Here is a 26,205-nt window from a genome sequence, read left to right as displayed (position 1 = left end):
CCCCGACTACGCTAGCGAAACCCCGGAGCGATTGGCGAGCGGTTTGTCGTACCGTTGATTGTTGAAACCGGCTGGCATCGCCTGAAGCCGGGAGGTCATAGCCGTAAACCATCGTACCTGAACAGCCGCGGCGCCGACGATTGACTCTAGACCGCTTTCGCCGCATGCTGAGCTCCGCCGCGACCGGCCGCGTTGCTTGGCGTTATCCGCCAAGAGTTTGCCGGCCCGAGCAAACGTCCCCATTGGAAAAAATAACGAGAAGAGGAATTTCATGTCGATACGCGTACACGTGCCGATCGAGCAAGCGGAATGGTCGGTACAGCCGCCGGCCGAGTGGGTGCGGAAACGCTCCGTGGATTGGGCCTGGCGGCCCGGCGAGGGCCAGGGTTTCGGTTTTTTGCTGATCGACGAACAACACCATGTGACAAGCCAGGCGCTGTATGTGCGCACCGTGAAGATGCTGACCTCGTTATCGGCGGTGCAAACCCAAAGCCAGGTAGTAGTCGAGTTCGATCCGGCCGCCCAGCGTTTACAACTCCACGAATTGGCGATTTGGCGCATGAGCGCGGAGGGCGCCTGGCAAAAGCGCGAGCCGGTGGCGAAAGAGGCGTTTTTGCTTCGCCAGCGCGAGCAGCAATTCGAACAGCAAATGCTGAAGGGCTACGTGTCGCTGGTGGCTTTGCTGGAAGACGTGCGGGTCGGCGACGTGATCGACCTGTCCTGGACGCTGCTGCCGCGCGAACCGCTGCCGGGCCTGTTGTTCACCGCGTTGCATTTTCTGGCTTGGAGCGTACCGGTGGCAACTTACTGTTTGGCCTTGACCGGAGCTTCCGGCTGCGACTTGCGCTGGCGCTTGCATACGCCGGATGGCGCGGCCGTACCGGTCGAGACTAGCGAAGCCGATGGCGTGAGTTGGCGCTACGACCGGCCGCCGATGTTTCAGGCGGAGGGCAACGTGCCGGGCGGCCATTGGCCGTTTCCGGTACTGGAAGCGACTTGCTGGCAAACCTGGGGCCAGGTCGCCCGCTTTTTCGCCGAGCTTTGGGCCGATGCGGCAACCGACGCGGCCGAAAGCGTCGCCGCCGAAGCGCAACGCTTGGCCGACGGCAAAACCCGCGCCGCGGCCATAGTGGCCGCGTTGCGTTTCGTCCAAAACGACATTCGCTACTTAAGCGTCGATTTCGGCCACGGCGCCGGCATGTTGCCGAACGGGGCCGGTACGGTATTGCGGCGGCGCTTCGGCGACTGCAAGGATAAATCGATTTTGCTGGCGGCCTTGCTGCGCGAGTTGGGCATCGCGGCGTGGCCGGTATTGGTCGCCAGCGGCTGGCGCGACGGCATTCAACGGCTGATGCCGTCCACGGCCTGTTTCAACCACGTCATTGTCGGGTTCGAGCTGGACGGCCAACGTTATTTCGCCGATCCGACCGTGGTCGGCCAGGGCGGCGATCTGGAGCGTTTGGCCGCGCCGCCGTTCGGTGCCGGTTTGCAGATCGACCCGGCAACCGATGCCTTGCTGGAGTTGCCGCCACCGGCGCTGGCCGAACTGACGCTGACCGAAACCTTCACACTGGATCGGAAATGCCGTGACGGCGCCGTCGATCAGGTGCTGGAGGCCAGCGGTTGGTTGGCAGACGACATCCGCGCGGCCATCCTGAACCAAGGCCAGCGCCAGTTCGCCAAACAGCGGGCCGACGCGTTGCAGCAGAATTTTCCGGCATTGCTGCCGAATCCCGAAAGCATGCAGATCGGCGACGACAGCGACGGTAACCGGATCGAATTGCGTAGCCGCCATTCGTTGCCGACCTGGGGCCAGGCCGGGCGCAAGCCGCCGGACTTTTTCAGCTACGGTGCCCACGGCTTGTTTCTGGCCGTGGAAACCATCGATCCGCATCAACAGCGCGCGCAGCCTTTCCAATTGCGCCATCCGCTGCGGGTTTGCCACAGCGTCGTCGTCCGCGGCAAAGCGGTGAAAAAACTGAAAGCGGGTGCGCTTAGCCACGAAGGGCCGGGGTTTCGTTACCGGGTCGATGTCCGGTCGCGACGGCGCGAAGTCCGCTTCGACTACCGTTGGGAAAGCACCGCGGCGGAGATTGCGGCGGAACAATGGCCGGAATACTGCCAACAACGGGCGGCGGCGCTAGAACGGGCCGGGGCTTTGGTGCACACCCCGGCCTTCAAACCGGTGGCCGTCGCGCTGCGCCTGTTTCCGGTGCTGGCTGTGGTCGGCGGCTTGGCGGCCGGCTGGCTCGGCAACGCCGGCAATAACCGTATCGTCCGCGAGGCCGGCGGCATAGAAGCGGCGGGCTCCAAAGCGTTCGAGCACGTTAAACGCAGCGAATTCTCCCAGGCCTACAGTCTGGCCGCCGCCGTGCAGCCCAATTACCGCAACAATTTCGATTTTCAGATCATGTTTAGCGAAGCCTCGATCCGCACCGGCCATTTCGCCGAAGCGGAACAGGCGTTGGCACAGGCGCGTATCCTGCGCACGGGCGAAATCTTGCCGGAGCAGTTGCAGGCGGCGTTATTCGAAGCGCGCGGCCAACTGCCCCAGGCGCTGGAATTGTTGAAACGCTTGGCCGGCCAAGCCGGCGCGCCGGAGCGGGTCTATGCCGATCTGGCCCGGGTTTCGGAGCGCACAGGCGAATTCGGCAACGCGCGGGCGGCCTGGGAAACGGTGTTGTCGCGCCATCCGGCGGAACCGGAAGCCTTATATAGCCTGGCGCGTTTGTTGTGGTTGGCGGGCGAGCGGGAACGCGGCGACAGCCTGATCACCGGCGTGATCGCTTCGCAGCCGGTTTCCAGCGCGGCGTTGGAGGGCGCCTTGGCGCGCTATTTCTCGGTGACCGGCCGGCCGGAACGGGCAATCGAACCGGCGCGGCGCGCCAGCGAGCGCGAACCGGGCGACCCGTACTTGGCCTATAAGCACGTCAGGGCCTTGATCGAAAGCGGCCGCCATGCCGAGGCTTTGGCGGTTGCCATCGGCGTCAGCGAAAAATTTCCGCGACAACCGATGGCCGCCGCCGCGTTGGCCACGGCCGCGGCGATGGCCAACGACAATCTGCGCGCCGAACCGGCGTTTAAAGAGTGGGTGGAACTGGCGCCGGACAATCCGGATGCGGTGTCGAGCTACGGCTTTTTCCTGCATCGAACCGGCCGCGACCGGGAGGCGCAAAGCCTGCTGGAAGCCGCCACCCATAAGTTTCCGGCCCACGGCAACCTGTGGTTGAATTACTCGGTAGTGCTGGACGCACTGGGCGATACCAACGCCGCCGAAGCCCGCCAGCAAGCCGCCCGCCTGATGACCGACGAACAGCGGGCGACGTTGGTGAGGTGAGGGAACAGTGTTATCGATTTTACAAACGCACGTCGCCCCGGCCGGGAAAGCCGGGGATCTGCCGTCGTTTTTGACAATATCCCAGCCTGAATCGCGGCATAACCTGTGGCGGTGGCTACCGGCGCGATGCCTGGTGCTTCCGGTGAGTTAGGCCCCGCCGGAAACGCTGGCGCTTATTCCGGCCTACAGGAAGGTTCGAGCGGATTTGCCCGATTATGGGGGAAAGCAATTCCGTATAACGTAACGCTGAGTAGGCCGGAATAAGCCGTCAGGCGTTTCCGGCTTACCGGACTTATTGCCTCGGCAACGCGGAACAGTAGCTGAAGCAGGATTTACCGGAGTTTTTGGCTTGGTACAGCCCTTGGTCGGCGTGCAATAAAAGAGTCATGGCCGGCACGTTATCCAGCGGAAAAACCGTGACGCCGATACTGGCCGATACATAGGCGAAGCCTTGCGCGATGGGGGTTGGCCGTTCGATTTCGGTTAACACTCGCGTCAGAAACGAGTCGCAGTCGGTCAAGTTGGTCATATTGCCCAATAGCAACACGAACTCGTCGCCGCCCAAGCGGGCAACCGTATCGCATTTGCGTATCAAGCTTTTCAATCTGACCGCTACCTGTTTCAACACTTCGTCGCCGGCTTCGTGGCCCCAATGGTCGTTGACCGGTTTGAATCCGTCCAGGTCGAGATAACAAACGGCCAACAGGGTTTTGGTGCGTAGCGCCAATTCCATGGCAACGTTCATCCGGTCGGCCAGCAACAGGCGGTTGGGTAAACCGGTCAATGCATCGTGGTTGGCGGCGTGTTCCAGATAACGCTGGCGCTTGATCAATTCGCCAACGCTGGAAAAAACGTTGACGTAGTGGCTGATTTCGCCGTCGCTGTTTTTGATGGCGGACAGGGTCAGCCATTCGGGCTCCAATTCGCCGTTTGGGTTGCGGTTCCAGATTTCTCCGGCCCAATGTCCGCTAGCCTGCATGGCTTGGGCGATTGTGGCGGCCAACTGGGTATCGGTGAAGCCGGATTTAATCCGGTCGAGCGGTTTGCCGAGCAGTTCCGCCGAGCTATTTTTTGTCGCCTGGCAAAACGCGACGTTGACATCGATGATGCGCCGCTCGGGATCGGTGATGCAAATCGCTTCCAGCGTGTTTTCGAACACTTTCGCAAACAAGCGCAATTTGGTTTCCGCGCGTTGGCGTTCGGCCACTTCTTTCATCAACTGTAGCGTGCGGGACGACAGGTTTTCGTACATCCGCAATATGGTTTTGATTAAAACCTGTTGCGCGTCGGTGAGATCTTCGGCGCTGCGTTTGGCGGTTTCCAGGGGGACGCCTTGGCCGACTGCCAGGGCGATTTGCGCCATGCGTTTGTCGGTGTCCAGAATATGAAACGCCAGCCAGCGGGTTAAGAAGCTGACGATCCGCTCCAAAATTTTCTCGAAATTGGCATCGGTCCGATCGTGTTTTAGCGCCAGCAGTTCGGTAACGAAGTGTTGATGGGACAATTTGTGCAGCGCCACCGAATCGTCGCTATCGAGGTATTGGGCCCAGATACTTTCTTCGGTTTGAAAATGGAAAGCTGCATATTGCGTCAATTGATCGAAAATGGCCTCTAATTCCGGGATAGCGCTGCGATAGGCCAAATGCGCCGCTAAGCGGTTAAGCAGCTCGACCAATTGCCGGTGTTGGGCATCGATTACGGGCAGGCCGGTTTCGAAACCGGGGTTCCAGGGAAAGATTTCTGTCTGAGTCATCGAAACATCCGCTTGTTATTATTGTAAGAGTGTCGATGTATCTAGCACCGCGTTCAGACGGATTCTACTCAGTATCGCCGGATAACGATAGCTCGGAACACGCGGCACCGAAAACGGGGTGTTTGGCGGTTTAGTAAATTCTGCGTTTGAAGCTAATAGTCAGGCAGCAAATTTTCTATTAGATGCCGAAATATTGCTTTTACGAGCATTAAGCCTTGAGAATTGGCAAGTTCCAGAGCCGCTGAGTTATATCCGCAACAGTAGCGAAGCCTTCTTAGCCGGCCGCTTGGACGCCGAGTTTTTCAATCCCGGCATCGACCAATTGCTCAAGCGGCTGAGTTGCGACAGTTTAAAAATACGCGATGTAGCGCCCGCCAGAAAAGAACGCTTTACCCCCAACGAAACCGATGAGTTTCATTACATCGAAATTGGCACATTCAACAACGATGGTAAAGCTCAAGCGCAATGTTTACCGCAACGCGAAGCGCCAAGCCGGGCAACGCAGTATGTCCGTTCGCATGATGTCATTACATCCACGGTACGACCTAACCGGCGTTTGTCGGCATCGATTAGCGAGCAGCAAGACGGCTTCGTTTGTTCTTCCGGTTTTGTCGTATTGCAGCCCAAGCATATCAGCGGAGACGTATTGCTGACCTACCTTGGGTTGCCGCTAATTTGCAAATTGATGGATTTGTACACCAGCGCCAGCATGTATCCGGCGATTTCCGAATCCGATTTGCTGAATCTGCCGATTCCAAAATTTTCAATGACCACTGAAAAGGCAGTTGAGCAGTCTTTAAAATCCGCACGCCAAGCCAAACAACGCGCCACCCAACTTCTCGAAGCCGCCAAACGCGCGGTCGAAATCGCCATCGAGCAATCGGAAGCCGAGGCCCTGGCCTATTTGCGATACCGTTAAATTAAGCCGCTTCCCTCTTTTTCAAAGAGGGGAGTAAAACCTAAATGCTTAACTTAACGGTAGTCGGTCTTTTTGCTCCACATTACAAGCAACTTGACAGGAGAAAACAGGATGAACGACGACGAACTGGACGGCCCTAACCGGGTTTACGACGACCCGGAATTGCTGGAGGATTTTTTGCAACACATCCTCTGGCCGTTTCTGGATTTCGGCCCGAATACGCTAGCGTTTTTCACCAATCGCTCCGAACTGAGCGATTTTCTGCCGGGCATCACCGAAGAGGACTATCAAACTTTGGCCGATGCGATTAACCAACGCTATGGCATCGCGATGCAAGCCCGAGACTGCGGCCGCATTTACCAAATCCTGGAGCGGATCCGCGACGACGAGCGGGTGAACCGGGTTTGGGTTGGCGCTAGTTAGTTGCCGGTCTCCTCGTTCCCACGCGCCGCGTAGGAACGTAGAGCTTGGCCGCGCTGCGGCCCGATACTTACCCCAGCGCGGTAGCTAGGCATTCCCACGCAGCGCGTGGGAGCGAGTTAATAGCTTAAGCGAAACCCTACTTCCGCCCCGCGCCCGGCTTCCGGCGCGAAATTGCGCAGATAGGACGTGGCGTTGCGGATGTTCTGGTCCAGCAGGTTGTTGCCTTTGGCTAACACCATCGGCTTGGCGTCTTGCAAGGTCTTGACTTGGTAGTTTCCTCGTTCCCACGCGCCGCGTGAGAACGTAGAGCTTGGCCGCGCTGCGGCCCGATACGTACCGCAGCGCGGTAGCTGGGTATTCCCACGCAGCGCGTGGGAACGAGTTAATAACGAATTAATAGCTTAAGCGAAATCCCACTTCCGCCCCACGCCCCGCTTCCGGCGCGAAATTGCGCAGATAGGACGCGGCGTTGCGGATGTTTTGGTCCAGCAGGTTGTTGCCTTTGGCGAACACCATCAGCTTGGCGTCTTGCAAGGCCTTGATTTGGTAATTGACGCCCACGTTGAGCAGGTAATAACCGGCAGTCGAGGTCTCGAAGTCGCCGACGTGAGTCTGGTCGTCGGCGCGGGTCAGGCGCAGGTAGCTGGAGAGTTTGTCTTTGTTGTAGTCCAGTTGCAGGCCGTAACGCAGCGGCGGCATGCGTGGCACGTCGCCGCCGTTGACGAATTCGCCGCGGGTGTAGTCGCTGAACAGAGTCAGTTCCAACAGACCCAGATGGTTTTCCAGCACCGGGAAGATCAGCTTGGCTTCGTAGCCTTTGAAAATCGCATCCTGCTGACTGCTTTGCAACACCGGTACGCAGTGCTCGGTGTCGCAGTGGTCGCCGGTGCCTTCTTCGTCGAGAAATTCGCCGGTGCGGCGCTGGTAAATGTAATCGCTGGCCCAGTTATGGAACAAGTCCAGTTCGGCGCGCAGCCAGTCGGTTTTGAAGCGGTAGCCCAAATCGAGGTTGTAGGAGGTTTCCTCTTTCAGCGCGGCGTTGCCGCGCTCCCAGCTGCGGGTGGCGTGGTGGAAGCCGTCGGATAGCAATTCCTGGACTTGCGGCGCCCGCGAGGATCGAGTCACGGCCAAGTTGAAACTGTTGCGCTGGCCCAGTTTCCATACCGCAGAGGCCGAGGCGCTGACCGATGTGTAGCTGAAGCCGGCCATGCCGTCCGGGCGAATGTCGGTTTGTTCGACGCGGGTGCCCAACTGGTAAGCGACCGGGCCGGCGTCGAAGGATTCCACGGCAAATACGCCGTAACTCTGAATGTTGGAGCGGGGCACGATGGCTTCGATTTCCGGTTCGCCGCCGGCGTGTTCGTGGCCGTGCATGTGTAGGCCGAGAAAATCGCTGGACTGGGCTTGAAAGCCGACCACGCCGCGCAATGGGCCGATGTCTTCGTGGGCCAGTTCCAGTCGGCCTTCGTAGCTTTCGTTGCTGAAATGGGCGCCGACCTCGCCGTTGGCGATTTCATAGTGTTCGTAGTCGGTGTAACCCAGCCTAGCGCGCAAGGATTTGGCGAAGGCGAACGGCTTGACGATTTCGCTTTTGAAGTCGTACTTATTCTGCCGCATCGCAATCCGGACGATTTCCTCGCCGGTACCGTCCGGGGCGATGCCGTAGTTGTTGTTCAAATTATTGATCGAAACGCCGGCGAAGCCGAATTTGTCGATCCAAGACAAGCCGGCCGAACCGCTGATGGCCTCGGCGCCGGTGTTGTTGAGGTAGCCGCGCGGGTTGTCGGCGATTTCCGCGGCCAGCTCCGCATCGTTGACGGCGATTTTGCCGGTGTCGATGGCTTGGCCACCAATATCCATGTTGTTGCGGTGGCGATAAAAGCCGTCCAGGTGGTAGGCAACGTGGTCCTTGCTGCCTTCGACTTTCATCGTGGTGCTGGTCTCGTCGCTGGTCGAGTCGAAGCGTTGTTCCAGCGCGGCGTTCAAGGCTTTGTCGAAGGCTTTGCCCGGAATCCGGTTGTCGATGACGTTGACCACGCCGCCGATTGCGCCGCTGCCGTACAGCAAGGTGGCCGGGCCGCGCAGCACCTCAATCCGCTCGGCCAGCAGCGGTTCGACGCTGGTGGCGTGGTCCGGGCTGATCGAAGACACGTCGTTGGCGCCGATGCCGTTGCTCAATACCCGCACCCTGGGGCCGGCCTGGCCGCGAATCACCGGTGTGCCGACGCCGGGGCCGAAGGATTGGCTGCTGATGCCCAATTCGTTTTTCAGGGTATCGCCGATGCTGTGGCCGGTCTTCATCCGCAACTCGTCGTCGCTGAGCACGGTGACCGGAGAGCCCGCGTCGGATTTGCTGACCGGCAGCGGCGCGGTGACGACGATCTCATCCAACCTGGCATCGGTTTGGGTTTCCGCGTGCAGCAGGCTGGCGGGCAACAGCAACAGAAAGGGCGGCAATTTATTCATAATCAAAACGCGACGACTAAGCTAAACGGAATGCCAATGTTATATTGTCGCAGCCATGTTTGCAACAATATAACAAAACTGGTTTGTCCTGTGCGGCGTGCTTGCCGGTTCTCAGCTAGCGTATCCTTGCGTTGCAACCATTAAGGTTTGGCCGGGGATTTAGCGGCGCCGAAACGCTGCTCAGTGGGGCCAGTGAAAGGCCTGTTTCAGTTGCCCGTTCGCGACAGTAACGGAACGAAGCAAAAAATGCCCGAAGAAATGAGAAACAAACATTCAGAGCCTTGGCTGGCGCTCAAGCTCCGGCCCGGCCGAACCGCAAGCCCCGCTGGTTGGCAAATACTAAGTGGAGGGGAAGGCCGATTGAGTTCGATGGTAAATAGCGTAGGGCTTGCAGAGTCAGTCTAAACTGCGCGCTATTTACGGTTACGGGGATCGTCGGCAGGATTCGTGTAAGTGATGCCCCAAGGCCCCGTAGCGATCAGCTCGACGATGGTTTCCTCATCGGTGGTCCAGACATAATGGCTATGGCCTGCCGGGAGCACAAAACTGGAGCCCGTTTTAAGTATCTCGCGCTGGTTAACGTCGAATCTTTCGCCCATACCGTTGCCCAATTTGCCGTGCAACACCGTAATCACTTCGGTATAGGGATGTATATGAGGAGGAATCGGATAGTTGGGCGGAAATTTAAGCCACGCGATAAAAATGCCGGCTTTGTTTGGATCCCCAACCAGCACCGCGCTTTGGGCGCCCTTGGGGAGTATCGGTTCAGCTTGCCAGTTAACCGAATCCGGTTTAAACGAAGCCATGGTCTCGGCGTGCAGGCGATCGATCTTATCCTGAGCCCATGCCGAATTGGCCAATGAAATCGTGAAGACGGCTATCAAAAAAATTCTCATCCGGTTTCTCCTGTTCTTACTATGTGGTGGATTTGGCCTAAATTGCCCACACGGCGGTATCGCCCGAATCGCGGCGTGATAACTACCGCGGCAAATAGAACCCGTTGCATGCAAGCTAAATCGGCGAATCGGCCCGTTTTGCCAAACACTCCGCCGTTTGCAAGGCGATTTCCAGTTCTTCGTCGGTATTGATGACCAGCACCGCGACCGGCGACGCGGCTGGGCTGATGGCGGCTGCGGGTTTGGCCGGCGCCGCGTTCGCGGCCGGATCGACGGCGATGCCGAACGCCGTCAAGCCCTCGCAGCAGGTTTGGCGCAGCCAGGCGTCGTTCTCGCCGATACCGCCGGTGAATACCAGCGCATCGACCCGGCCCAACACGGCGTAGTAGGCGCCGATGTATTTTTTGATGCGGTAGGCGTACATCGCCAGCGCCAACTTGGCCGAGTCGTCGCCGCTTTCGGCTTTGGCGTGGATGGCGCGCATGTCGTTTTCGCCGCAGACGCCGAGGCAGCCGCTGGCCTTGTTGTACAACTTGTCGATTGCATCCAGCTCCATGCCCAGCGTGCGCGCCAGGTAAAAGGCGATGGCCGGGTCGATGTCGCCGCAACGGCTACCCATCATCAATCCTTCCAGCGGCGTCATGCCCATCGAGGTGTCGATGCTGATGCCGCCGGCAATCGCGGCGACGCTGGCGCCGTTGCCCAAATGCAGCGTGATCAGATTGGTTGCGGCCAGCGGCTTATCCAGGTAGTCGGCGGCTCGCTTGGCGACGTAGGCGTGCGATGTGCCGTGGAATCCGTAACGGCGCACGCCGTGTTCGCTGTACAACTGGCTCGGCAGCGGGTAACGGAAGGCGTAGTCGGGTAAAGTCTGGTGGAAAGCGGTGTCGAACACGGCGACGTGCGGCACCTCGGCCAATAGGTGCAGGGCTTGTTCGATCCCGGACAGGTTGGCCGGGTTGTGCAGCGGGGCCAGCGGAATCGCCGCCTCGATGTGAGCGATAACCCGGCGGTCGATCAAGGCCGGTTCGTGGAAGAATTCGCCGCCGTGGACGACGCGGTGGCCGACCGCCGCCAATTCGCTCAAGCCGCTTGGCAGGGTTGCGCGGAGCAGGCTAAATAGGGTTTGCAGCGCTTGCCCGTGGTCGCGGCAAGTCAGCGCTTGTTGTTGCGGAGCGGAAGTGCCGAGCCGATAGCGGTGGCTGGATTCGGCTTCGCCGATGCGTTCGATCAGGCCGGACAGCAATGCAGTCCGCGCGGCCATGTCGAACAGGCTGTATTTCAGCGACGAACTGCCGGCGTTGAGTACCAGAATTTTCATTTAGAGTCGATTACGCGTTTTTGCGGCGGCGGTGGCGAGTAACGCCGCTCCAGATCATGGTCGATTTTGACCGTCAGGCTTTCCACGGCCTTGCCGGTCAGTCCGGCATTGGGGCCTTTGGATTCGGTGATGTAATTGCCGACCAGGCTGCCGTCGCTTACCCGAACCAGATGCGCCATCAGGTAGGCGAACAGAAAGCTGGGCTTGTGCAGCCGGCCGACCAATATATAGTCGGCGCCGTAGCTTTTCGCCAATGCTGCTGCCGCGTCGGCGTGGTCGAACAAATAGCCGACGCCGCTATTGGCGGCTTGCCTGGCATCGGCCGGAATCTCGACTAATCGGTAACCCGCGCTTTCCAGTTCTTTGGTCAGCAATGGCTTGATCGATGCGGTGCGGGCGATTTCGGCCGGGACACCGGGCGCCAGCGTTAGGTCTTTCAACTCGAAATCGAGTACGGCGATGCGGGTGTCGGCGGCGGCCGGCGCGGCGGCCAATGCCAGCAACACGGCAAAAAAGGCGCGAACTAGGTACACGGTTTGCCGCCTTCCTGCGCCTGAATCGCCGTGATCACCACCGTGTTGACGATATCGGTGACGGTACAGCCGCGGCTCAGGTCGTTGACCGGTTTATTCAGGCCTTGCAGGATGGGGCCGACCGCAATCGCGCCGGACGAACGCTGCACGGCCTTGTAGGTGTTGTTGCCGGTGTTCAGGTCGGGGAAGATAAATACCGTGGCGCGGCCGGCGACCTGGCTGTTCGGCAATTTGGTTTTGGCGACGCTGGCATCGACCGCGGCGTCGTACTGCATCGGGCCTTCCAGCAGCAGCTCCGGCCGCAGCGACTTGGCGATTTTTACCGCTTCGCGGACTTTATCGACCGCTTCGCCCTTGCCGGATTCGCCGGTGGAATAGGACAGCATCGCGATGCGCGGTTCGATATTGAACATGCGCGCGGTCTCGGCGGCGTTGATGGCAATGTCGGCCAGTTGCGCGGCATTGGGGTTAGGAATCACCGCGCAATCGCCGTAGACCAGCACCCGGTCTTCCAGGCACATGAAAAATACGCTGGAAACGATCGAGGCGCCGGGCTTGGTTTTGATGATCTCGAACGCCGGCCGGATGGTATGTTGCGTCGAATGCACGGCGCCGGAGACCATGCCGTCGGCGTAGCCCAGATGGATCATCAGCGTGCCGAAATAGCTGGGGTCGGCCATCAGGTCGTAGGCGGTGTCGTAAACGATGCATTTGTGTTTACGCGCTTCGTAGTAAGTTTCGGCGAACAGCGGCCGCAGCTCGGAATTGGCCGGATCGACGATGTTGACGGCATCGAGCTTCAACGCCATGTTTTGTATTTTTTGCCTAATCTCGGCTTCGTTGCCCAGCAGCGTGATTTTCACCACGTCGCGCAATAGCAGGATTTCGGCGGCCAGCAATATGCGTTCTTCGTTGCCTTCCGGCAGCACGATATGCTGTTTCTGGGCCTTGGCCCGCTGCAACATGTCGTATTCGAACATCAGCGGCGTGGTTTTGTGGCCGACTTTGCTGCATAGGCGCAGCCGCAGTTCGACCATATTGATGTTGCGTTCGATCAGGCCCAAGGCCGCGGCGATCTTGCGGTCGTCTTGCGAGTGCAGGCTGGCCGGCACCTGGCTGACTTGCATCGCCGTGGTAAAGGTATCGGAGTCAACCGCCAGCACTGCGAACGGGGTGCCGCCCAAGCCGTCGATCAATTTTTGCACCTGCGGCGGCGGCTGTTGGTGGCCGGTCAGAATCAGGCCGGCGATCTGCGGATAACTGGCCGAACTGTAGGCCATGATGCTGGCCAACAGGATGTCGGAACGGTCGCCCGGCGTAATGATCAGGTCGCCGGTTTCGACGTAATCCAGAAAATCCGGAATCAACATCGCCGCGACCTTGTAATGGTAGACCTCACGGCTCATCGCTGCGGCTTCGCCGCACAACACCTTGGCGCCGAGGGCTTTGGCGATGTTGCCGACGCTGGGTTTTTCCAGCGACGATTCGGCCGGGACCAGATAAACCGGAAAGCCTTTGGCATGATTCAGGTCGTGGCGCAGGCCGGCCAATTGGTTGCCGGCAACGCCGATCACGACGCTGGCCAGCAGTTCGCAGCCGTTCTCGTGCACGGAGTGTTTCAGGCTGGCGATACTGCTCAGCAGTTGTTCGTTGCTGCGGTTTTCGCCCTGGATCACCGGCATGATCAAGCAGTCCAGGTTATTGGCGACGTCGGCGTTGAAGTCGAATTCGAATACCGCGTTGCCGTGGCTGTAGTCGGAGCCGACGCACAGCACGTGTAGGCATTGCCGTTTCAACGCCCGGAATTTGCTGAGGATGGTTTTGACCAGTTCGTCGTATTGTTCGGCGGCCAGCAACTCGCGGGCCTCGGCGCTGGTACAGCCGTACATCGCGGCTTGCGGCACGGCAACCGGGTAGCGGTGGCTGATGAACTGGATCAGATCGTCCTTATCCGGCGTGCTGTGGATGATCGGCCGGAAAAAGCCGATATTGTCGGCCAGGCCGGACAGCATCTCCATCATCGCCAGCATTACCAATGATTTGCCGTTGCCTTCGTCGAGGCTGGCGATGTAAATGTCTTGGGCAAAACAGGCGGCGTCGGTTGCGGCGGGGCTGGTCGAGTTCATGGTCGTTGCGGATGGCTGTTTGTTAAATTCTAAACCAGGACGGCGATAGCGCGAGCAACTTTACCCGGCGAGTTTGCGGCTGGATTAATATCCGGGCGGCGGCACCCGGTTTCGCCGTCGTGCCAAGCTTGCAATTTACTATCGATTATCTGCAAGCTTGGCTTTAGTGGCTATACTACTAGCCGGGCGCAGGGAATTACCAACACAACAGCGATGGCGAAATTTACCGTTTACTTCAAAGATAAAGCAATCCATACAGGTGTTTTTGATTCCGGGATCGTGCGTATCGGCCGCGACGACACCAACGATTTGGTGGTGGACAGCTTGGCCGTGGCGCCGGCGCATGCCGTGGTCGTGATCAAAGACGGCAGTTGCGTGATGAAGCAAATGAACGAAAAATTTCCGCTGCTGGTAAACAACCAGCCGACCAAGGAATGGCATTTGCAAAACAACGACATCATCAACATCGGCAAACACTACATCGTTTACAACACCACCGACGAGTTTTCCGAAAAGGTGTTGGTCAATACGCTGAGTAATTCGGTCGACGCCGACGTTCAGGCCTTGAACGAAAAACTCGAAGAAGCGGTAAAAACCCGCGACGCCAGTTTGCAAGTGCTGAACGGCGTCCACATCGGCCGCATCCTGCCGTTGAAAAAAGCCATGACCCGGCTCGGCCACGAAGGCGCCGGCATCATCGTCATCGCCCGGCGCAAGGACGGCTACTACTTGTCGGCCTTGCAGGGCCACGACGGGCTTTCGGTGAACAACGAACCCCTGGGCGACCGCACCGTGCAATTGCAGAACAACGACGTGGTCGTCGTCGACCGCACTTCCATGCAATTTTTCCTGGATTGAGCGCATGAGCGAAAAAAACGAAGAAAAACGCCGGTTTCACCGGATTTTCTACCATGCCGATGCGCAATTGGTGTCGGCCGAAGGCTTGGCGCAGAGCTGCCGGATCATCGACCTATCGTTGCGCGGCTGTTTGCTGGAATTGGCGGAACCGCTGGCCGGAATCGGCGACCAGCCTTACCAACTGAAGTTCGAGTTATCGGCCGAAGCGGCGATCCGGATGGAAATCGTCGCTACCCATGTCCAGGGCAATCAAGCCGGATTCCGTTGCGCGCATATCGATATCGACAGCATCTCCTTGCTGCGGCGGCTGGTGGAATTGAATCTGGGCGATAGCGAGCTGCTGGAGCGCGAACTGTCGGCGCTGGGCAATTTTTCCTGAGCTTCTCTGCTTTTAATACAAGCTAAATCCAACTTGCCAGCCACAACCGGGCTCTGATGCCCCATTCCGAGGTGTAACCGGCCGTGGCGAAGACGATGTCGCCGCTTCGGTCGGTAAAAAACAAGGCCGGCACGGCTTTGACGCCGTAACGCTGGCCGATGTCGCCGCCGTTATCGTTGACGACCGGCCAAGACAGATTTTTTTCCCGCAGATAGCTTTCCAGTTTGGCGTCGTCGCCGGACCGTATCGCGACGGTCGCCAGCGGATGGTCTTTGCCGACCTGCGTCACCGAGTTCTGCATGCTGCGGCAGACGCCGCACCATTCCGCCCAGAAATAAATCAAGCCCGGACGCATACCCAGGTTTTTTAGCGCCGCCTCGCCGTTCAACGTGGTTTGCGTTATTGGCGGCGGCGTGCCGGTCACCAAATCCCGATGCGCCAGAAATTGGCCGGCGAAAATGAACAGCGCGGCAAACAGATAAAACGCCCAATCCTTTTTGCGCATCACAAACCTTGCATCAAACTGGCGCCGTGCTGCTTCAACCACAAGCGGCGCTGGCGGAAGTCCGGCAAGTGTTCCGCGACCAAGTCCCAAAACGCGGCGGAATGGTTTTTGTGGCGGATATGGCATAACTCGTGTACCACTACGTACTCCAAAGCCGCCGGCGGCGCCAGCAGCAACAGCCAATTCAGATTGATATCGTTGTCCGGACCGCAACTGCCCCAGCGGCTTTTCTGGGTTTTGATGCGGATGCTGCGCGGGTAGAGGCCGTGGCGCGGCGCATGGCGGTCGATGAACAGTTGCGCATGCTGGCGGGCCTGGCTTTTCATCCAGCGGATCAAGGTTTGGCGGACCAGTTCGGAGTGCTGGCCGGCGTCGATGCCGGCCGGCAATTTGGCGCAAAACCAGGCGTCGTCGTGCAAATCCAGGCGCGGGGTTTTGTTGCGGGTGGTTTCGATGCGCAGCGGCAACTGGCGGCCGAGATAGGGGATAGCGACACCGTCATGGTAACTGGCCGGGGCCAGCGCCGGCACCTCGCGGGTTTTCGCGGCGACCCGGCGCAAGGCCGATTCGATCCAATCCCGTTGCGCCAGCACGAAGCTGTGAATGTTGCGCTCCGAAACTTTCGGCGGGGCGACGACTTCGATTTGGCCGGCTTTGACGACGATGCGGGTATGTTTGGCGCGGCTGCTGCGGCGTAGGGTATAACTTGGGGCGTTCAAAAAGGCGATTCCAACATTCTCGATTTTAGCTCGGTCCACAGACTTAACCGGTCCGAACCGCCGACATGTTGCCCGGAACCCCGGCTTTTGGCAAGCCACAAACCGGTACCGTTGAAGCTGTAGACCGGTTGCAGGTCGCTGCGTTGGGTAGCCGGCAGTATCGCCGGCTTCAGGTTGTCCAGTACCAACGGCGGCGCGCGCATCGATTCGAAGTAGGTCAATACCATGTGGGCCTGGTTCAGTTCCAAGGCCTTGACGTAGGTGATGCGCAGCTTGCTTTCGTCGACGCCCATTTCCACCAGCGTGAAATATTTGGCGATCGAGTAGTCCTCGCAATCGCCGGCGCCCTTGGCCAGAAATTCGGTCGGTGTCGCCCAATAATCGACTTTGTTCCACAGCACGATATCGTCGACGAAGTCGACGTTACGGTTGAAGAAATTGTTGACCTGGCGCAGTTTCTCGGCGTCCGGCCAGTCTTTGCCGGTTTCGATCAGATTCTGCCAATCGGCGAAGCGCTGCCGGGCCGCCGCGCCGTATTTGGTGCCGACCTTGTCCAGTAATTCCCGGTCGAATAACAGGCTGCCGGCCAGGGCGATGCCGCAGCACAGGCTGGCGGCAAAAACGGCGAGTGCGGCGAGGTGGGAGCGGCCGGTATTAACGGCTGGCACCGGCGATGCCTATGCCGCGCAAGGCGGCAAAGTCGGAATCGGCTTGCACGTTTTCCGCCAGTATCGAAATGTCCAGCAAGGCCGCCATTTCGGCGATGGTCTGCACGAAGGCGAGGGTTTGCGTCGATTCGGCGATGCCGTTGCCGATGTCGCGCGCCAGGCGGATGTAGTCCGGTTTCAGTTGTTTGACCAACTCGGCCGACATCGATTGGGTTTCGAAGCGTTTGATCATGACTCTGGCGCCGCACTGGTGCACCACCTCGATGAAGGCTTGGTAGGCCTCGATGTCCTTGACCACGGCGTAGGCCGACAAACTGAACACCAAGTATTTCGCCGCGGCGGCGTTGCGTTGAATCAGTTTTTCCAGCCAGACCCGGAAATCGCTGTTCTTGATGGTGCGGGTCGAGACGTTGACGGCAATCGCATGCTCGACGTGGCTTTGCAGAATATGCTCGATCACCATGCCGATTACGCCTTTGTCCAGATCGACGATTTTGGCGAACTTTTCGGCAATCGAAATGAACGGGCCGATTGCCACCAGGTCGCCTTGTTTGTCGTGGACTTGAATGAAGGCTTCCTCCATCATCAGTTCCCCGTTTTTCATGCCGTGGATCGGGCCGATGTACCACAGCGAATAGGCATTGTTATCCACGCAATCGAACACCAGTTCCTTCCAGGTGGCGATGTCGCGGGCGAAATTGTCGCTGCTGCGGATGAAATAACTGTTGGCGCCGATCAAATGGGCTTGTTCGTAGGCCTCGTGCGCCGCTTCCAGCATGCTGTCGCTGGTGGTCAGCGGGTTGAACGGCACCACGCCGATGTGGGCCAAGTCGGCCTTTTGGTATTGCTCGCCCAGTTCGCTGAAGCGGTTGCTCAGGGTTTTGGCCAACAACTCGATCTGGTTTCGGTCCCCGGTTTTCACCAGCAGCGCGAATTCGGCGCCGTAGAAGCGGTAGGCCTTGCCGGTATCGTTGCCGGCTGCGGCGGCGACTTGCTCCAGCGTCGTGGCGAAGGCTTTGATGAAGCCGTCGATGGCATCGCTGTCCAACTCTTTGACCAGCTCCAGCAAACCGTCGATTTTGATCAACAGGATAAACGCCTCGGCTTCTTCCAAGGCCAATTGCTTGATGTCGGTCTCGAACACCGATTTTTTGTAGAGTCCGGTCAGATCGTCGCGCAACAGACTGGCGCCCATGCTGTCCAGCTTGCCGTGCAGGCCGGCGATGGTGGTTTTGATCTTCTGCGACATGGTGTTCATCGACAGCGCCACGTTACGCACTTCGCGGGTCCAGGGCAGTTCGGCGATGCTGTCGAATTGACCGTCGCTGATCTGCCGGGCCAGTTGGTCGATCCGCGACAGCGAGGCCAACGTAAAGCGCAAGGTCAACGCCAGCAGGCCTATCGAAATCAGGAATGCCGCCAGCGAATAATAAAAGCCGGATTTGGCCTGTTCGTAGAGCTTTAGATAGCCGTAGCCGGAATTGACGGTAACGTAGATCACGCCGCTCAGATTCCAGCCGGAGCTGATTTCGCTTTCGGCGGTGGCCGAGGTCATCGGCAGCAGATCCATGAACCAGTCCGGCACGCCTGCCACCGCCTTGTCGCTGACCAGCTCCACCAGTTCCTTATTGTCGGCGTCGACCAAACGAATTTCCTTGTAATAGCCCATGTCGAAAATCGCCTTCATCATGGTTTCTATGACCGGGTCCTTGTCGTTGGTCATGTACGGGCTCAGCGACAGGCCCAGCGAGGTCGCAGTATCCTGCGCGTGGTTCTTGGCTTCGCCTTCCAAATAATCCTTGATGTTATTGACGCTGAGGGCGAAGTTGACGCTGAAAATCATCAGAAACAGAGCCGAGATCAGAATTAGCAATTGTTTGGATAACGACATGTCGCTTAGCTTTCCGTGGTTTCTTGATTGATCATATGCGTAGCCAATTGCTGCAAGGCGTTGCGGATGTTCTCGCGTAGCCGCGCATCCATCGTGACTTCGTCCAGTGCCTTGTTCATGCACAACATCCACTGGTCGCGTTCCGCTTCGCCGATGGCGAACGGGAAATGGCGGGCGCGCAGCATCGGATGGCCGAATTCTTCGATAAACAGATTGGGGCCGCCCAACCAGCCCGACAGAAATTTGAACAGTTTGTCTTTCGCCGACGCCAGATTGGGCGCGTGCATGGCGCGGATGCCCTTGGCCTGCGGCAGGATATCCATATAAAAGTAGAATTTGTCCACCAGCCGTCTGATGCCGGTTTCGCCGCCGATCAAGTCGTAGGGCGTCGTGCTCATGCTTGAATTAACCTCGTCGCTGTATTTTGTTTAGGTATACTAGCAGACGGCGCCGACAATGGCGGGAAACTCCCGCGCATTTGCGCGGTCACAGCTTCGTTCGTAACTTTCAAAGGACAATTGACCATGAGATTATCAACTGCAACCACCCGATCGGAAGCCGGGGTACTGGCGACCAATAAGGTTTTGAGAAACACTTACTTGTTGTTGGCGATGACGCTGTTGTTCAGCGCGGCGACTGCCGGCTTGTCCATGGCATTGAATCTGCCGCATCCAGGCATGATCGTCAGCATGGTGGGTTATTTCGGTTTGCTGTTTTTAACCACCCGTTTCAGCAACAGCGCCTGGGGCTTGTTGTGGGTATTTGCCTTGACCGGTTTCATGGGCATGACCCTGGGCCCGATCTTGAACATGTATCTGAATGCCTTCAGCAACGGCCATCAATTGATCATGACCGCGCTGGGCGGTACCGGCGTGATTTTCCTCGGTTTGTCCGGCTACGCCTTGACCACCCGTAAGGATTTCAGCTTCATGGCCGGCTTCCTGATGGTCGGCGTGTTGGTCGCGTTCTTCGCCGGTTTGGCTGCGGTCCTGTTCTCGGTGCCGGCCTTGTCGTTGGCGGTATCGGCCATGTTCATCCTGTTGATGTCCGGCATGATCCTGTTCCAAACCAGTGAGATCATTCACGGCGGCGAAACCAACTACATTTTGGCCACGGTATCGTTGTACGTATCGATCTACAACTTGTTCGTCAGCTTGCTGCAAATCCTGGGCGTGTTCGGCGGCGACGATTGATCCGGCCGCTAGCGTTAACGCCGGAGCGATATAATCCGGCATAACCGACACAAGCCCCCGCCGAACGGCGGGGGCTTTTTTGTTTGTAAGGAGAGGGTAGGGCGATGGGAATCGAAGATCGGGATTATTACCGGGAGAAGCTGCGCAACCAGGCCCGGCAACAATCTGCGCCGCCGGCCAGAGCCGATTCGGCAGGGGCATTGCGTTATCTGCTGATGCCGTTGGCGGCTTTGGCCGGGCTGTGGTACGGCGCGGACGCCTTGCTGGCAAAGCAAGCCGCTGCCAAACATCCGCTACCGGAAGTCTTATTGTCCGCGGCGGACGGCAGCGGCAGACCGGCCGGTACCGTAAGAATCAAGGCCGACCGCCAAGGCCATTTTCGCGGTACTTTATCGATCAATAATGTGCCGATGCCGTTCATGATCGATACCGGCGCCACCAAAACCTCGATTCCGGAAAAATACGCGCGTGCTGCCGGTTTGCCCGTCGGCGGCGCGGTGCAAGCCGAGACCGCAGGCGGCCGCGTCACCGACCACCAAACCCGCATCGCCAGCCTGAAGCTAGGCAACCTGGAACTGCGCAATCTGGACGCCCATATCAACCGCCATTTGGATGAAGTGCTGGTCGGCATGAATACCTTGAAATATTTTCGAATCGAGCAGAACGGGGATTCTTTGGTGTTGATGGCGGCAGGGGTGTCGTAAGGCGTGGTGAGAATCTTCGGATGGAACACATAGTGCCACGTCATGTACTTGTCCCCTTGAACTTTGGCCACCGGTTGTAGCCGATGGCAGGATCATTTGAGCCATTCGCGAGGATGAACTCGACTTCTTTCTTATTAACTTCGCTATCTTCTGCCGTTGCTGATTCCCATAGAATCTCTTTTGTGACCGTTAGTATCCGGCGTTGCTCGGGCGTGAAATCCTTTTCAACCAAAGCGCCATTGGCGCTACCAAAGTATGTGAAGGTGCCGGTGAGGTCCTTCCCGATGTATATCTTCCCGTTTGGGTAGGTAATCTTGTAGATGACCTTCGTTCTCATGAGGTACAACTTGGTATAGACGACATCTGATGTTTCATAATTCCTCGCACCTGTCGTATGACTACAGTGGCCATGTTTTACAAGTGCCGAGTGGGAGGAGGCTAGGACCGCGGGCTCAATTCAACCTGGAAACAGGATTGTCTTCTTCGCCAAACAACACCCGCTCAACCAACGGCAAGGCCTCGCGCATGTGTTCGAAGCCGTGCGAGCCGCCGGGGAAGCAGGCGACGCGGGCTTTGACTTGGTACAAATCGCGGGTGGCGGCCGAGTCCAGCAGCTCGTCGCCGAGGTCCAGTAGCAGCGTCAAATCCAGTTTTTGCCGGCTTCCAGCCAGTTCTTGCTCGAATTTGGCATATTGGTCGCAGTGGCTTTGCTGCCAGTCGTAGGGGGCGCCGGTTTCGAAATTGGCGGTGACGCCGATGAACTGCGGCAGCACGGCACTGGGTTTGACGGCGGGGTTGATCATGATGGCCCTGGCCCCGGTTTTATAGGCCAGGTATTCGCTGCTGAAGCCGCCCATCGACGAGCCCATGAATACCACGTCGTAGCCTTGGTCCAGCAGTTGGTTCCATTCGAATAACAGGTCTTCGATCAGGCCTTGGAAGTCGCGGTAATCCAGATTCGGTGCGTACAGCAGTACGCCGCGTTCGGTGCAAAAGGCTTGCAGCACGGCCAGTTTTTCTTTGGCGGTCAATAGTTTGCCGTGCGAATCCAGCGACGCCGAGTTGAAGCCGTGCAGGTAGACGATGGCTCGTTTCATGGCTTAATAGCGTTGTTTGATGAATTCCAGCGCTTTGCCGGCCAGATCGTCGGAGTCGTGCCACAGGTTGCGCCAGACGCAGAGGGTGTTGGACAGTTTGGGATCGACGATTTCCGACGAAAACGATTCGAAGGTGATCGGGCCGCGGTAATCGATTTGTTTCAGGGCGGCGAAGAAGCTGGCGAAATCGACATTGCCGGTACCCAGGTAGCCGCGGTGGCTTTCGCCGATATGGACGTATCCGAGCCGGTCGCCGGCGGCCAATACCGACTTGGCCATGCCGTCTTCCTCGATGTTCATGTGGTAGGTATCCAGATGCAGGAAGGCGTTGGGTCGGTTGACCTCGTCCAGGAAGGCCAGACCTTCCAAGCCGGTGTTCATGATGTTGGTTTCGTAGCGGTTGACCACTTCCAGATCGATGTTGATGCCTTTGTCGGCGGCATAGTCGGCCAGACGCTGCATCGCCGCCACCGAATTGGCGCGGTTTTCCGGGGACGCCGGGCCGGGGTATTTGCCCAGCGCGCAATAAATCACGCCGCACAGCTCGCTGCCGCCAAGGGCGTAAAGTACGTCGGTGGCCTTGCGCAGCAGTTCGTCGCCTTTGGCAACGATGGCCGGGTCGGTGCTGGTGACGTCGGTGGCGGCCGACAAACCCAGCGAGGCGTGAGCGCGCAGATTGTATTCCTGCAACAAATCCTTGGTCAGGGCGACGTCGATTTGCCACGGGTCGAGCAGGGCGATTTCGATGTAGTCGTAACCGGCGCGGGCGGCGCCGGCGATGGCTTTGCGGGCGCCTACGGCGGACCAGTCGCCGGACCAGACCAGGGCGTGGCCGCCGTATTCCAAACGTTTGGGGAATGCCATAGCGGGTCTCCTGTGGTTATAGTTTTAGGATAGGGCCGGGGCGAGGCTCAAAGCATCGGCACCAAGTCCAGCGCGAACATGAGCGCGTCTTCCTTGCCGTTCTTGGCCGGATAGTAATTCTTGCGGATGCCGATTTCGCGGAAGCCGCTGCTGCGGTACAGATGAATCGCGCCGGGGTTGCTGGGCCGAACTTCCAGGTAAAGGGTTTCGGCACGGGGGCGGGCGTATTCGATCAAATGTTCCAGCATTTTGCGGCCGACGCCCTGGCGTTGAAAGGCCGGGTTGACGCTGATGTTCATGATGTGGGCTTCGCCGGCCACGACCGAAATAATTGCGTAGCCGGCGATGGTCTCGTCGGGCGCTTCGCAAATCCAGTTGGTGTAATTCATGGCCCGGAAGCAATCCTTGAACACGCCTTCCGTCCAGGGAAATTCGTAGTTGACGGTTTCGATCGCCATCACGCCGGGCAGGTCGGAGTGGTCCATTTTGCGCAAGCGCAGCAGGTCGCGCGGTTCCACCGAATCCGGGAATACTTTGGAGTAAAACTCGCGGTCGGCGTCGTAAACCATGGCTGATTTCAGTTTATGTAGCAGTTTCCACATCGTTGTTATAGTTGTAATGATTGGTAAACGGACAGAGCAAATTGCAGGTCTTCCCAGGCCTTGGCTTTTTCCGGCAGCGAGCGTAACAGATAAGCCGGGTGGTGTACCACTGTCAGCGGAACGCCTTCCAGTTCGTGGCGGATGCCGCGCAGCCGCGACAAGGGTTGTTGGGTTTTTAGCAGGTTTTGCGCGGCGATGCGGCCGACGGCCACAATCAACTTGGGTCGGATCAGTTCGATCTGGCGTTGCAAAAAGCCGTGGCAGGCATCGACTTCGCCGGCCTGCGGGTCGCGGTTGTTGGGCGGCCGGCATTTCAGCATGTTGGCGATGTAGACCTGCTCGCGGCGCAGGCCGATGGCGCGGATCATTTCGTTCAACAACTGGCCGGCGCGGCCGACGAAAGGCTCGCCTTGCAAATCCTCGTCGCGCCCAGGCGCTTCGCCGATCAGCAGCCAGTCCGCATGCTTGTTGCCGACGCCGAATACGGTCTGGGTACGGGTTTCGCATAGCGAGCAGGCGCGGCAGATTGCGACTTGGTGTTGCAGGTCTTTCCAGGCCTGGTCGTCGGTGTGGGACTTGGGGTGGTGCGGCAATGGCGCGAAGGCATCGCTTTCGGATTTACGCGGCGCGGCGGACTCGACGGTTTGCGCTGCCGGTTCGACGTGCTGGCGATTGACGGCAGTTTCGCTTGTGGCCGGATGTTCCGGTGTTGGCGCGGCTTCGTTATCGGGGACGTCGAAGTGGTGGGCTTCGCTTTGCGATGCCAACCCTACAGGGGCAGCAACCGCTTGCTCGGTGACGACGGGCGGATGCCGGGGAACCCAGACATCGATGCCCATTGCCTCCAGATATTGCAAGCGAACCGATTCTTCCATCGGCAGCTTTAGACGTCGCCCTTTTGCGGGTGCTGGCGCTGATCCGGGCTTTGCAGTTTGTTGACCGCGTTGATGTAAGCCTTGGCCGAGGCGATGACGATGTCGGTGTCGGCGCCGGAACCGTTGACGATGCGGCCGGCCATTTCCAGTCTGATCGTCACTTCGCCTTGCGAATCGGTGCCGGTGGTGATGTTATTGACCGAGTACAACGCCAGTGTCGCGCCGGTTTGCACCAAGCTTTCGATGGCCTTCAGGCTGGCATCGACCGCGCCGCCGCCGGTGGCGCTACCTGTCATTTCCTTGCCGTCGACCAGAATCGTCACGGTGGCGTTCGGCACTTCGCCGGTTTCGGAGCAGACTTTCAGCGCCACCAGTTTGATGTGCTCGTCCTCGGCTTCGAAACTTTGCTCGGAAATCAAGGCCTGCAAGTCTTCGTCGAAAATCTCGTGCTTTTTGTCGGCCAGTTGTTTAAAGCGGTAAAAGGCATCGTTCAAATCGGCTTCGCCACTAAACTCCACGCCCAATTCCGCCATCCGGGTCTTGAAAGCGTTACGGCCGGAATGCTTGCCCAACACCATGCGGTTAGTGGTCCAGCCCACGTCCTCGGCGCGCATGATTTCGTAAGTCTCGCGGTTCTTCAGGACGCCGTCCTGATGGATGCCGGACTCGTGAGCGAAGGCGTTGGCGCCGACTATGGCCTTGTTGGGCTGCACCGGGAAGCCGGTAATCGACGACACCAGTTTCGAACAGGTGACGATCTCGCGGGTGTCCAGGCGAGTGTCGCACTGGAAAAAGTCCTGGCGGGTGCGTATCGCCATCACCACTTCTTCCAGCGAAGCATTGCCGGCGCGTTCGCCCAAGCCATTGATGGTGCATTCCACCTGGCGGGCGCCGTTCATCACCGCCGCCAACGAGTTGGCAACCGCCAAGCCCAAGTCGTTATGGCAATGTACGGAGAAAATGGCCTTGTCGGAGTTGGGGATACGCTGGATCAAATTGGCGATGGTGGCGCCAAACTGTTGCGGCATGCTGTAACCGACGGTGTCGGGGATGTTCAAGGTCGTGGCGCCGGCGTCGATGACCGCTTCCAAAATTCGGCACAAGAAATCCTCTTCCGAGCGACCGGCGTCTTCCGGCGAAAACTCGACATTGTCGGTGTACTGGCGGGCGCGTTTGACGGCCTTGACCGCGTAGTCGATGACTTGGTCCGGCTGCATGTTCAGCTTCTTCGCCATGTGAATCGGCGAGGTGGCGATGAAGGTGTGAATGCGCGAACTGTTGGCGCCTTTCAACGCTTCGCCGGCGCGGTCTATGTCCTTGTCCAAGGCACGGGCCAAGCCGCAGACCGTACTGTCTTTGATCGCGTCGGCAACGGCTTGTACCGCTTCGAAATCGCCCTGGCTGGCGGCCGGGAAGCCGGCTTCGATCACGTCGACTTTCATCCGCTCCAAAGCGCGGGCGATGCGGACTTTTTCGTCGCGGGTCATCGACGCGCCGGGGCTTTGCTCGCCGTCGCGCAACGTGGTATCGAAAATAATCAATTGGTCTTTCATGAGAACTCCGTTCATGAAACGTTCGGCCTCGGGCCGAGGATACGGAAAAGGGTGATTTTACTTGATAAAGAAGATTGCACGCCCCTCAGGGCAGCAGTCTTAGGGGCAGCCCGGACGGCAAGCGGCTGGCAGCCGGTGTGCGGCTTGCTGTGGGTGCGGGAAACATCGGCCGAATATTCATGCCGCGGCACTATACTGCATTGCCCGGTGGTGCTCAACTGCGGCGGTAAGGAAATATTTGCAGCCACCGCTATCGCTTGGCGACCGCCGCAGGCGCAGCCGAATTCTGCCGGACCACTGTGAAACAAATCACCGAATGGTAGTGGTGTGCGCCACCGACAATCGCGAACTCGGCCGTTACTCTTAATCCACGCTTCAATTGCAGGTTAACGTCAGCCGAGCTTAAGCCGAATCTTTCGGTGCCGAAAAATGGCGGCGGCTGTTCCTGGTCGAAGCGGGAAACGCGCCGGTACGAAATGCCGTAAGTCGTGACGCCAGGTCGTCACGGAATGGGCTGTTGAAA

Annotated in this window: 25 protein-coding genes; 7 read left to right on the top strand and 18 right to left on the bottom strand. The window is 58.6% G+C overall.

The annotated features are described in order from the left end of the window. The first annotated feature begins 271 nt into the window (after positions 1-271). The gene (locus MKFW12EY_RS16290) at positions 272-3,337 is read left to right on the top strand and encodes a DUF3857 domain-containing protein (protein ID WP_221053379.1); all 3,066 of its coding nucleotides are present in this window, start codon (positions 272-274) and stop codon (positions 3,335-3,337) included. Between the two features lie 292 nt (positions 3,338-3,629). On the opposite strand, the gene MKFW12EY_RS16285 is transcribed toward MKFW12EY_RS16290, so the two are convergent. Then, complete coding sequence (locus tag MKFW12EY_RS16285) at positions 3,630-5,090, bottom strand: bacteriohemerythrin (protein WP_221053378.1); 1,461 nt, start codon at positions 5,088-5,090, stop codon at positions 3,630-3,632. A gap of 193 nt (positions 5,091-5,283) precedes the next feature. Here MKFW12EY_RS16285 and MKFW12EY_RS16280 point away from each other — a divergent pair, with 193 nt between their 5' ends. After that, complete coding sequence (locus tag MKFW12EY_RS16280; protein WP_157199669.1) at positions 5,284-6,009, top strand: restriction endonuclease subunit S domain-containing protein; 726 nt, start codon at positions 5,284-5,286, stop codon at positions 6,007-6,009. Positions 6,010-6,120: 111 nt separating this feature from the next. Beyond that, on the top strand, positions 6,121-6,432 hold the full coding sequence (locus MKFW12EY_RS16275) for a hypothetical protein (protein ID WP_221053377.1): 312 nt from the start codon (positions 6,121-6,123) through the stop codon (positions 6,430-6,432). A 116-nt stretch (positions 6,433-6,548) separates the two neighbouring features. On the opposite strand, the gene MKFW12EY_RS16270 is transcribed toward MKFW12EY_RS16275, so the two are convergent. The 6 genes from MKFW12EY_RS16270 to pta all read right to left on the bottom strand — a co-directional run bounded on the left by MKFW12EY_RS16270 (position 6,549) and on the right by pta (position 13,774). After that, complete coding sequence (locus MKFW12EY_RS16270) at positions 6,549-6,689, bottom strand: hypothetical protein (protein ID WP_157199701.1); 141 nt, start codon at positions 6,687-6,689, stop codon at positions 6,549-6,551. A 136-nt stretch (positions 6,690-6,825) separates the two neighbouring features. Next, positions 6,826-8,898 (bottom strand): TonB-dependent receptor, encoded by a 2,073-nt coding sequence (locus MKFW12EY_RS16265; RefSeq protein ID WP_221053376.1) that lies wholly within the window; start codon positions 8,896-8,898, stop codon positions 6,826-6,828. Between the two features lie 413 nt (positions 8,899-9,311). Further along, a complete protein-coding gene (locus MKFW12EY_RS16260; protein WP_054763826.1) occupies positions 9,312-9,794 on the bottom strand; it encodes a cupin domain-containing protein in 483 nt (160 codons plus the stop codon). A gap of 115 nt (positions 9,795-9,909) precedes the next feature. Continuing rightward, positions 9,910-11,115 (bottom strand): acetate/propionate family kinase, encoded by a 1,206-nt coding sequence (locus tag MKFW12EY_RS16255; RefSeq protein ID WP_221053375.1) that lies wholly within the window; start codon positions 11,113-11,115, stop codon positions 9,910-9,912. Beyond that, positions 11,112-11,648, bottom strand: a complete 537-nt coding sequence (locus tag MKFW12EY_RS16250) for a DUF2380 domain-containing protein (protein WP_245006335.1) — start codon at positions 11,646-11,648, stop codon at positions 11,112-11,114. Before MKFW12EY_RS16250 ends, MKFW12EY_RS16255 begins: the two co-directional genes overlap by 4 nt. Further along, positions 11,639-13,774 carry a phosphate acetyltransferase gene (gene pta, locus MKFW12EY_RS16245; protein WP_221053374.1) on the bottom strand — a complete coding sequence of 712 codons (2,136 nt, stop codon included), beginning with the start codon at positions 13,772-13,774 and terminating at the stop codon, positions 11,639-11,641. Before pta ends, MKFW12EY_RS16250 begins: the two co-directional genes overlap by 10 nt. A 279-nt stretch (positions 13,775-14,053) precedes the next feature. Here pta and MKFW12EY_RS16240 point away from each other — a divergent pair, with 279 nt between their 5' ends. Both MKFW12EY_RS16240 and MKFW12EY_RS16235 read left to right on the top strand, forming a co-directional pair. Beyond that, the gene (locus MKFW12EY_RS16240; RefSeq protein WP_245006334.1) at positions 14,054-14,632 is read left to right on the top strand and encodes an FHA domain-containing protein; all 579 of its coding nucleotides are present in this window, start codon (positions 14,054-14,056) and stop codon (positions 14,630-14,632) included. 4 nt (positions 14,633-14,636) lie between these two features. Then, a complete protein-coding gene (locus MKFW12EY_RS16235) occupies positions 14,637-15,011 on the top strand; it encodes a PilZ domain-containing protein (protein WP_054762117.1) in 375 nt (124 codons plus the stop codon). 22 nt (positions 15,012-15,033) lie between these two features. Here the strand turns inward: MKFW12EY_RS16235 and MKFW12EY_RS16230 are convergent, their stop codons facing one another. From MKFW12EY_RS16230 to MKFW12EY_RS16210, 5 genes are read right to left on the bottom strand one after another with little or no spacing between them, the layout of a single operon-like run. Next, the gene (locus tag MKFW12EY_RS16230) at positions 15,034-15,516 is read right to left on the bottom strand and encodes a protein disulfide oxidoreductase (protein ID WP_064020847.1); all 483 of its coding nucleotides are present in this window, start codon (positions 15,514-15,516) and stop codon (positions 15,034-15,036) included. Continuing rightward, positions 15,516-16,235, bottom strand: a complete 720-nt coding sequence (locus MKFW12EY_RS16225; protein ID WP_245006333.1) for a M48 family metallopeptidase — start codon at positions 16,233-16,235, stop codon at positions 15,516-15,518. Before MKFW12EY_RS16225 ends, MKFW12EY_RS16230 begins: the two co-directional genes overlap by 1 nt. Continuing rightward, positions 16,232-16,903 carry a transglutaminase-like cysteine peptidase gene (locus tag MKFW12EY_RS16220; protein WP_245006332.1) on the bottom strand — a complete coding sequence of 224 codons (672 nt, stop codon included), beginning with the start codon at positions 16,901-16,903 and terminating at the stop codon, positions 16,232-16,234. Before MKFW12EY_RS16220 ends, MKFW12EY_RS16225 begins: the two co-directional genes overlap by 4 nt. Then, complete coding sequence (locus tag MKFW12EY_RS16215) at positions 16,890-18,794, bottom strand: bifunctional diguanylate cyclase/phosphodiesterase (protein ID WP_221053373.1); 1,905 nt, start codon at positions 18,792-18,794, stop codon at positions 16,890-16,892. Before MKFW12EY_RS16215 ends, MKFW12EY_RS16220 begins: the two co-directional genes overlap by 14 nt. Positions 18,795-18,799: 5 nt before the next feature. Next, positions 18,800-19,192, bottom strand: a complete 393-nt coding sequence (locus MKFW12EY_RS16210; RefSeq protein WP_064020850.1) for a group II truncated hemoglobin — start codon at positions 19,190-19,192, stop codon at positions 18,800-18,802. 126 nt (positions 19,193-19,318) lie between these two features. On the opposite strand from MKFW12EY_RS16210, the gene MKFW12EY_RS16205 reads away from it, so the two are divergent. Together MKFW12EY_RS16205 and MKFW12EY_RS16200 are read left to right on the top strand one after the other, a co-directional pair. Further along, complete coding sequence (locus MKFW12EY_RS16205; protein WP_054762121.1) at positions 19,319-19,987, top strand: Bax inhibitor-1/YccA family protein; 669 nt, start codon at positions 19,319-19,321, stop codon at positions 19,985-19,987. Positions 19,988-20,091: 104 nt separating this feature from the next. Continuing rightward, positions 20,092-20,691, top strand: coding sequence for a retropepsin-like aspartic protease family protein (locus MKFW12EY_RS16200; RefSeq protein WP_221053372.1), 600 nt, complete (start codon positions 20,092-20,094; stop codon positions 20,689-20,691). Between the two features lie 40 nt (positions 20,692-20,731). On the opposite strand, the gene MKFW12EY_RS16195 is transcribed toward MKFW12EY_RS16200, so the two are convergent. The 6 genes from MKFW12EY_RS16195 to MKFW12EY_RS16170 form a co-directional block, all read right to left on the bottom strand. Further along, positions 20,732-21,028 carry a GIY-YIG nuclease family protein gene (locus MKFW12EY_RS16195; protein ID WP_064024456.1) on the bottom strand — a complete coding sequence of 99 codons (297 nt, stop codon included), beginning with the start codon at positions 21,026-21,028 and terminating at the stop codon, positions 20,732-20,734. Positions 21,029-21,143: 115 nt separating this feature from the next. After that, complete coding sequence (locus tag MKFW12EY_RS16190; RefSeq protein ID WP_054762126.1) at positions 21,144-21,788, bottom strand: YqiA/YcfP family alpha/beta fold hydrolase; 645 nt, start codon at positions 21,786-21,788, stop codon at positions 21,144-21,146. Between the two features lie 3 nt (positions 21,789-21,791). Next, positions 21,792-22,652, bottom strand: a complete 861-nt coding sequence (locus MKFW12EY_RS16185) for an L-ribulose 3-epimerase (protein WP_054762127.1) — start codon at positions 22,650-22,652, stop codon at positions 21,792-21,794. Between the two features lie 47 nt (positions 22,653-22,699). After that, complete coding sequence (gene rimI, locus MKFW12EY_RS16180) at positions 22,700-23,254, bottom strand: ribosomal protein S18-alanine N-acetyltransferase (RefSeq protein ID WP_054762129.1); 555 nt, start codon at positions 23,252-23,254, stop codon at positions 22,700-22,702. 5 nt (positions 23,255-23,259) lie between these two features. Continuing rightward, positions 23,260-24,129, bottom strand: coding sequence for a uracil-DNA glycosylase (locus MKFW12EY_RS16175; RefSeq protein ID WP_221053371.1), 870 nt, complete (start codon positions 24,127-24,129; stop codon positions 23,260-23,262). 8 nt (positions 24,130-24,137) lie between these two features. After that, a complete protein-coding gene (locus MKFW12EY_RS16170) occupies positions 24,138-25,682 on the bottom strand; it encodes a 2-isopropylmalate synthase (protein ID WP_054762131.1) in 1,545 nt (514 codons plus the stop codon). Between the last annotated feature and the right edge of the window lie 523 nt (positions 25,683-26,205).

The organism is Methylomonas koyamae, from assembly GCF_019669905.1.
In the GTDB taxonomy this organism is placed as follows: domain Bacteria; phylum Pseudomonadota; class Gammaproteobacteria; order Methylococcales; family Methylomonadaceae; genus Methylomonas; species Methylomonas koyamae.
The sequence above is the reverse complement of the archived record's forward strand: the minus strand, read 5'-3'. Positions and strand labels throughout refer to the sequence as shown.

Bases quoted from the DNA above. Each gene is read 5' to 3' on its own strand.
- MKFW12EY_RS16195 (WP_064024456.1), bottom strand. From the start codon at position 21,028: ATGAGAACGAAGGTCATCTACAAGATTACCTACCCAAACGGGAAGATA.
- MKFW12EY_RS16265 (WP_221053376.1), bottom strand. From the start codon at position 8,898: ATGAATAAATTGCCGCCCTTTCTGTTGCTGTTGCCCGCCAGCCTGCTG.
- MKFW12EY_RS16215 (WP_221053373.1), bottom strand. From the start codon at position 18,794: ATGTCGTTATCCAAACAATTGCTAATTCTGATCTCGGCTCTGTTTCTG.
- MKFW12EY_RS16285 (WP_221053378.1), bottom strand. From the start codon at position 5,090: ATGACTCAGACAGAAATCTTTCCCTGGAACCCCGGTTTCGAAACCGGC.
- MKFW12EY_RS16255 (WP_221053375.1), bottom strand. From the start codon at position 11,115: ATGAAAATTCTGGTACTCAACGCCGGCAGTTCGTCGCTGAAATACAGC.
- pta (WP_221053374.1), bottom strand. From the start codon at position 13,774: ATGAACTCGACCAGCCCCGCCGCAACCGACGCCGCCTGTTTTGCCCAA.
- MKFW12EY_RS16185 (WP_054762127.1), bottom strand. From the start codon at position 22,652: ATGGCATTCCCCAAACGTTTGGAATACGGCGGCCACGCCCTGGTCTGG.
- MKFW12EY_RS16210 (WP_064020850.1), bottom strand. From the start codon at position 19,192: ATGAGCACGACGCCCTACGACTTGATCGGCGGCGAAACCGGCATCAGA.
- rimI (WP_054762129.1), bottom strand. From the start codon at position 23,254: ATGTGGAAACTGCTACATAAACTGAAATCAGCCATGGTTTACGACGCC.
- MKFW12EY_RS16175 (WP_221053371.1), bottom strand. From the start codon at position 24,129: ATGGAAGAATCGGTTCGCTTGCAATATCTGGAGGCAATGGGCATCGAT.
- MKFW12EY_RS16170 (WP_054762131.1), bottom strand. From the start codon at position 25,682: ATGAAAGACCAATTGATTATTTTCGATACCACGTTGCGCGACGGCGAG.
- MKFW12EY_RS16190 (WP_054762126.1), bottom strand. From the start codon at position 21,788: ATGAAACGAGCCATCGTCTACCTGCACGGCTTCAACTCGGCGTCGCTG.
- MKFW12EY_RS16235 (WP_054762117.1), top strand. From the start codon at position 14,637: ATGAGCGAAAAAAACGAAGAAAAACGCCGGTTTCACCGGATTTTCTAC.
- MKFW12EY_RS16275 (WP_221053377.1), top strand. From the start codon at position 6,121: ATGAACGACGACGAACTGGACGGCCCTAACCGGGTTTACGACGACCCG.
- MKFW12EY_RS16200 (WP_221053372.1), top strand. From the start codon at position 20,092: ATGGGAATCGAAGATCGGGATTATTACCGGGAGAAGCTGCGCAACCAG.
- MKFW12EY_RS16260 (WP_054763826.1), bottom strand. From the start codon at position 9,794: ATGAGAATTTTTTTGATAGCCGTCTTCACGATTTCATTGGCCAATTCG.
- MKFW12EY_RS16290 (WP_221053379.1), top strand. From the start codon at position 272: ATGTCGATACGCGTACACGTGCCGATCGAGCAAGCGGAATGGTCGGTA.
- MKFW12EY_RS16205 (WP_054762121.1), top strand. From the start codon at position 19,319: ATGAGATTATCAACTGCAACCACCCGATCGGAAGCCGGGGTACTGGCG.
- MKFW12EY_RS16230 (WP_064020847.1), bottom strand. From the start codon at position 15,516: ATGCGCAAAAAGGATTGGGCGTTTTATCTGTTTGCCGCGCTGTTCATT.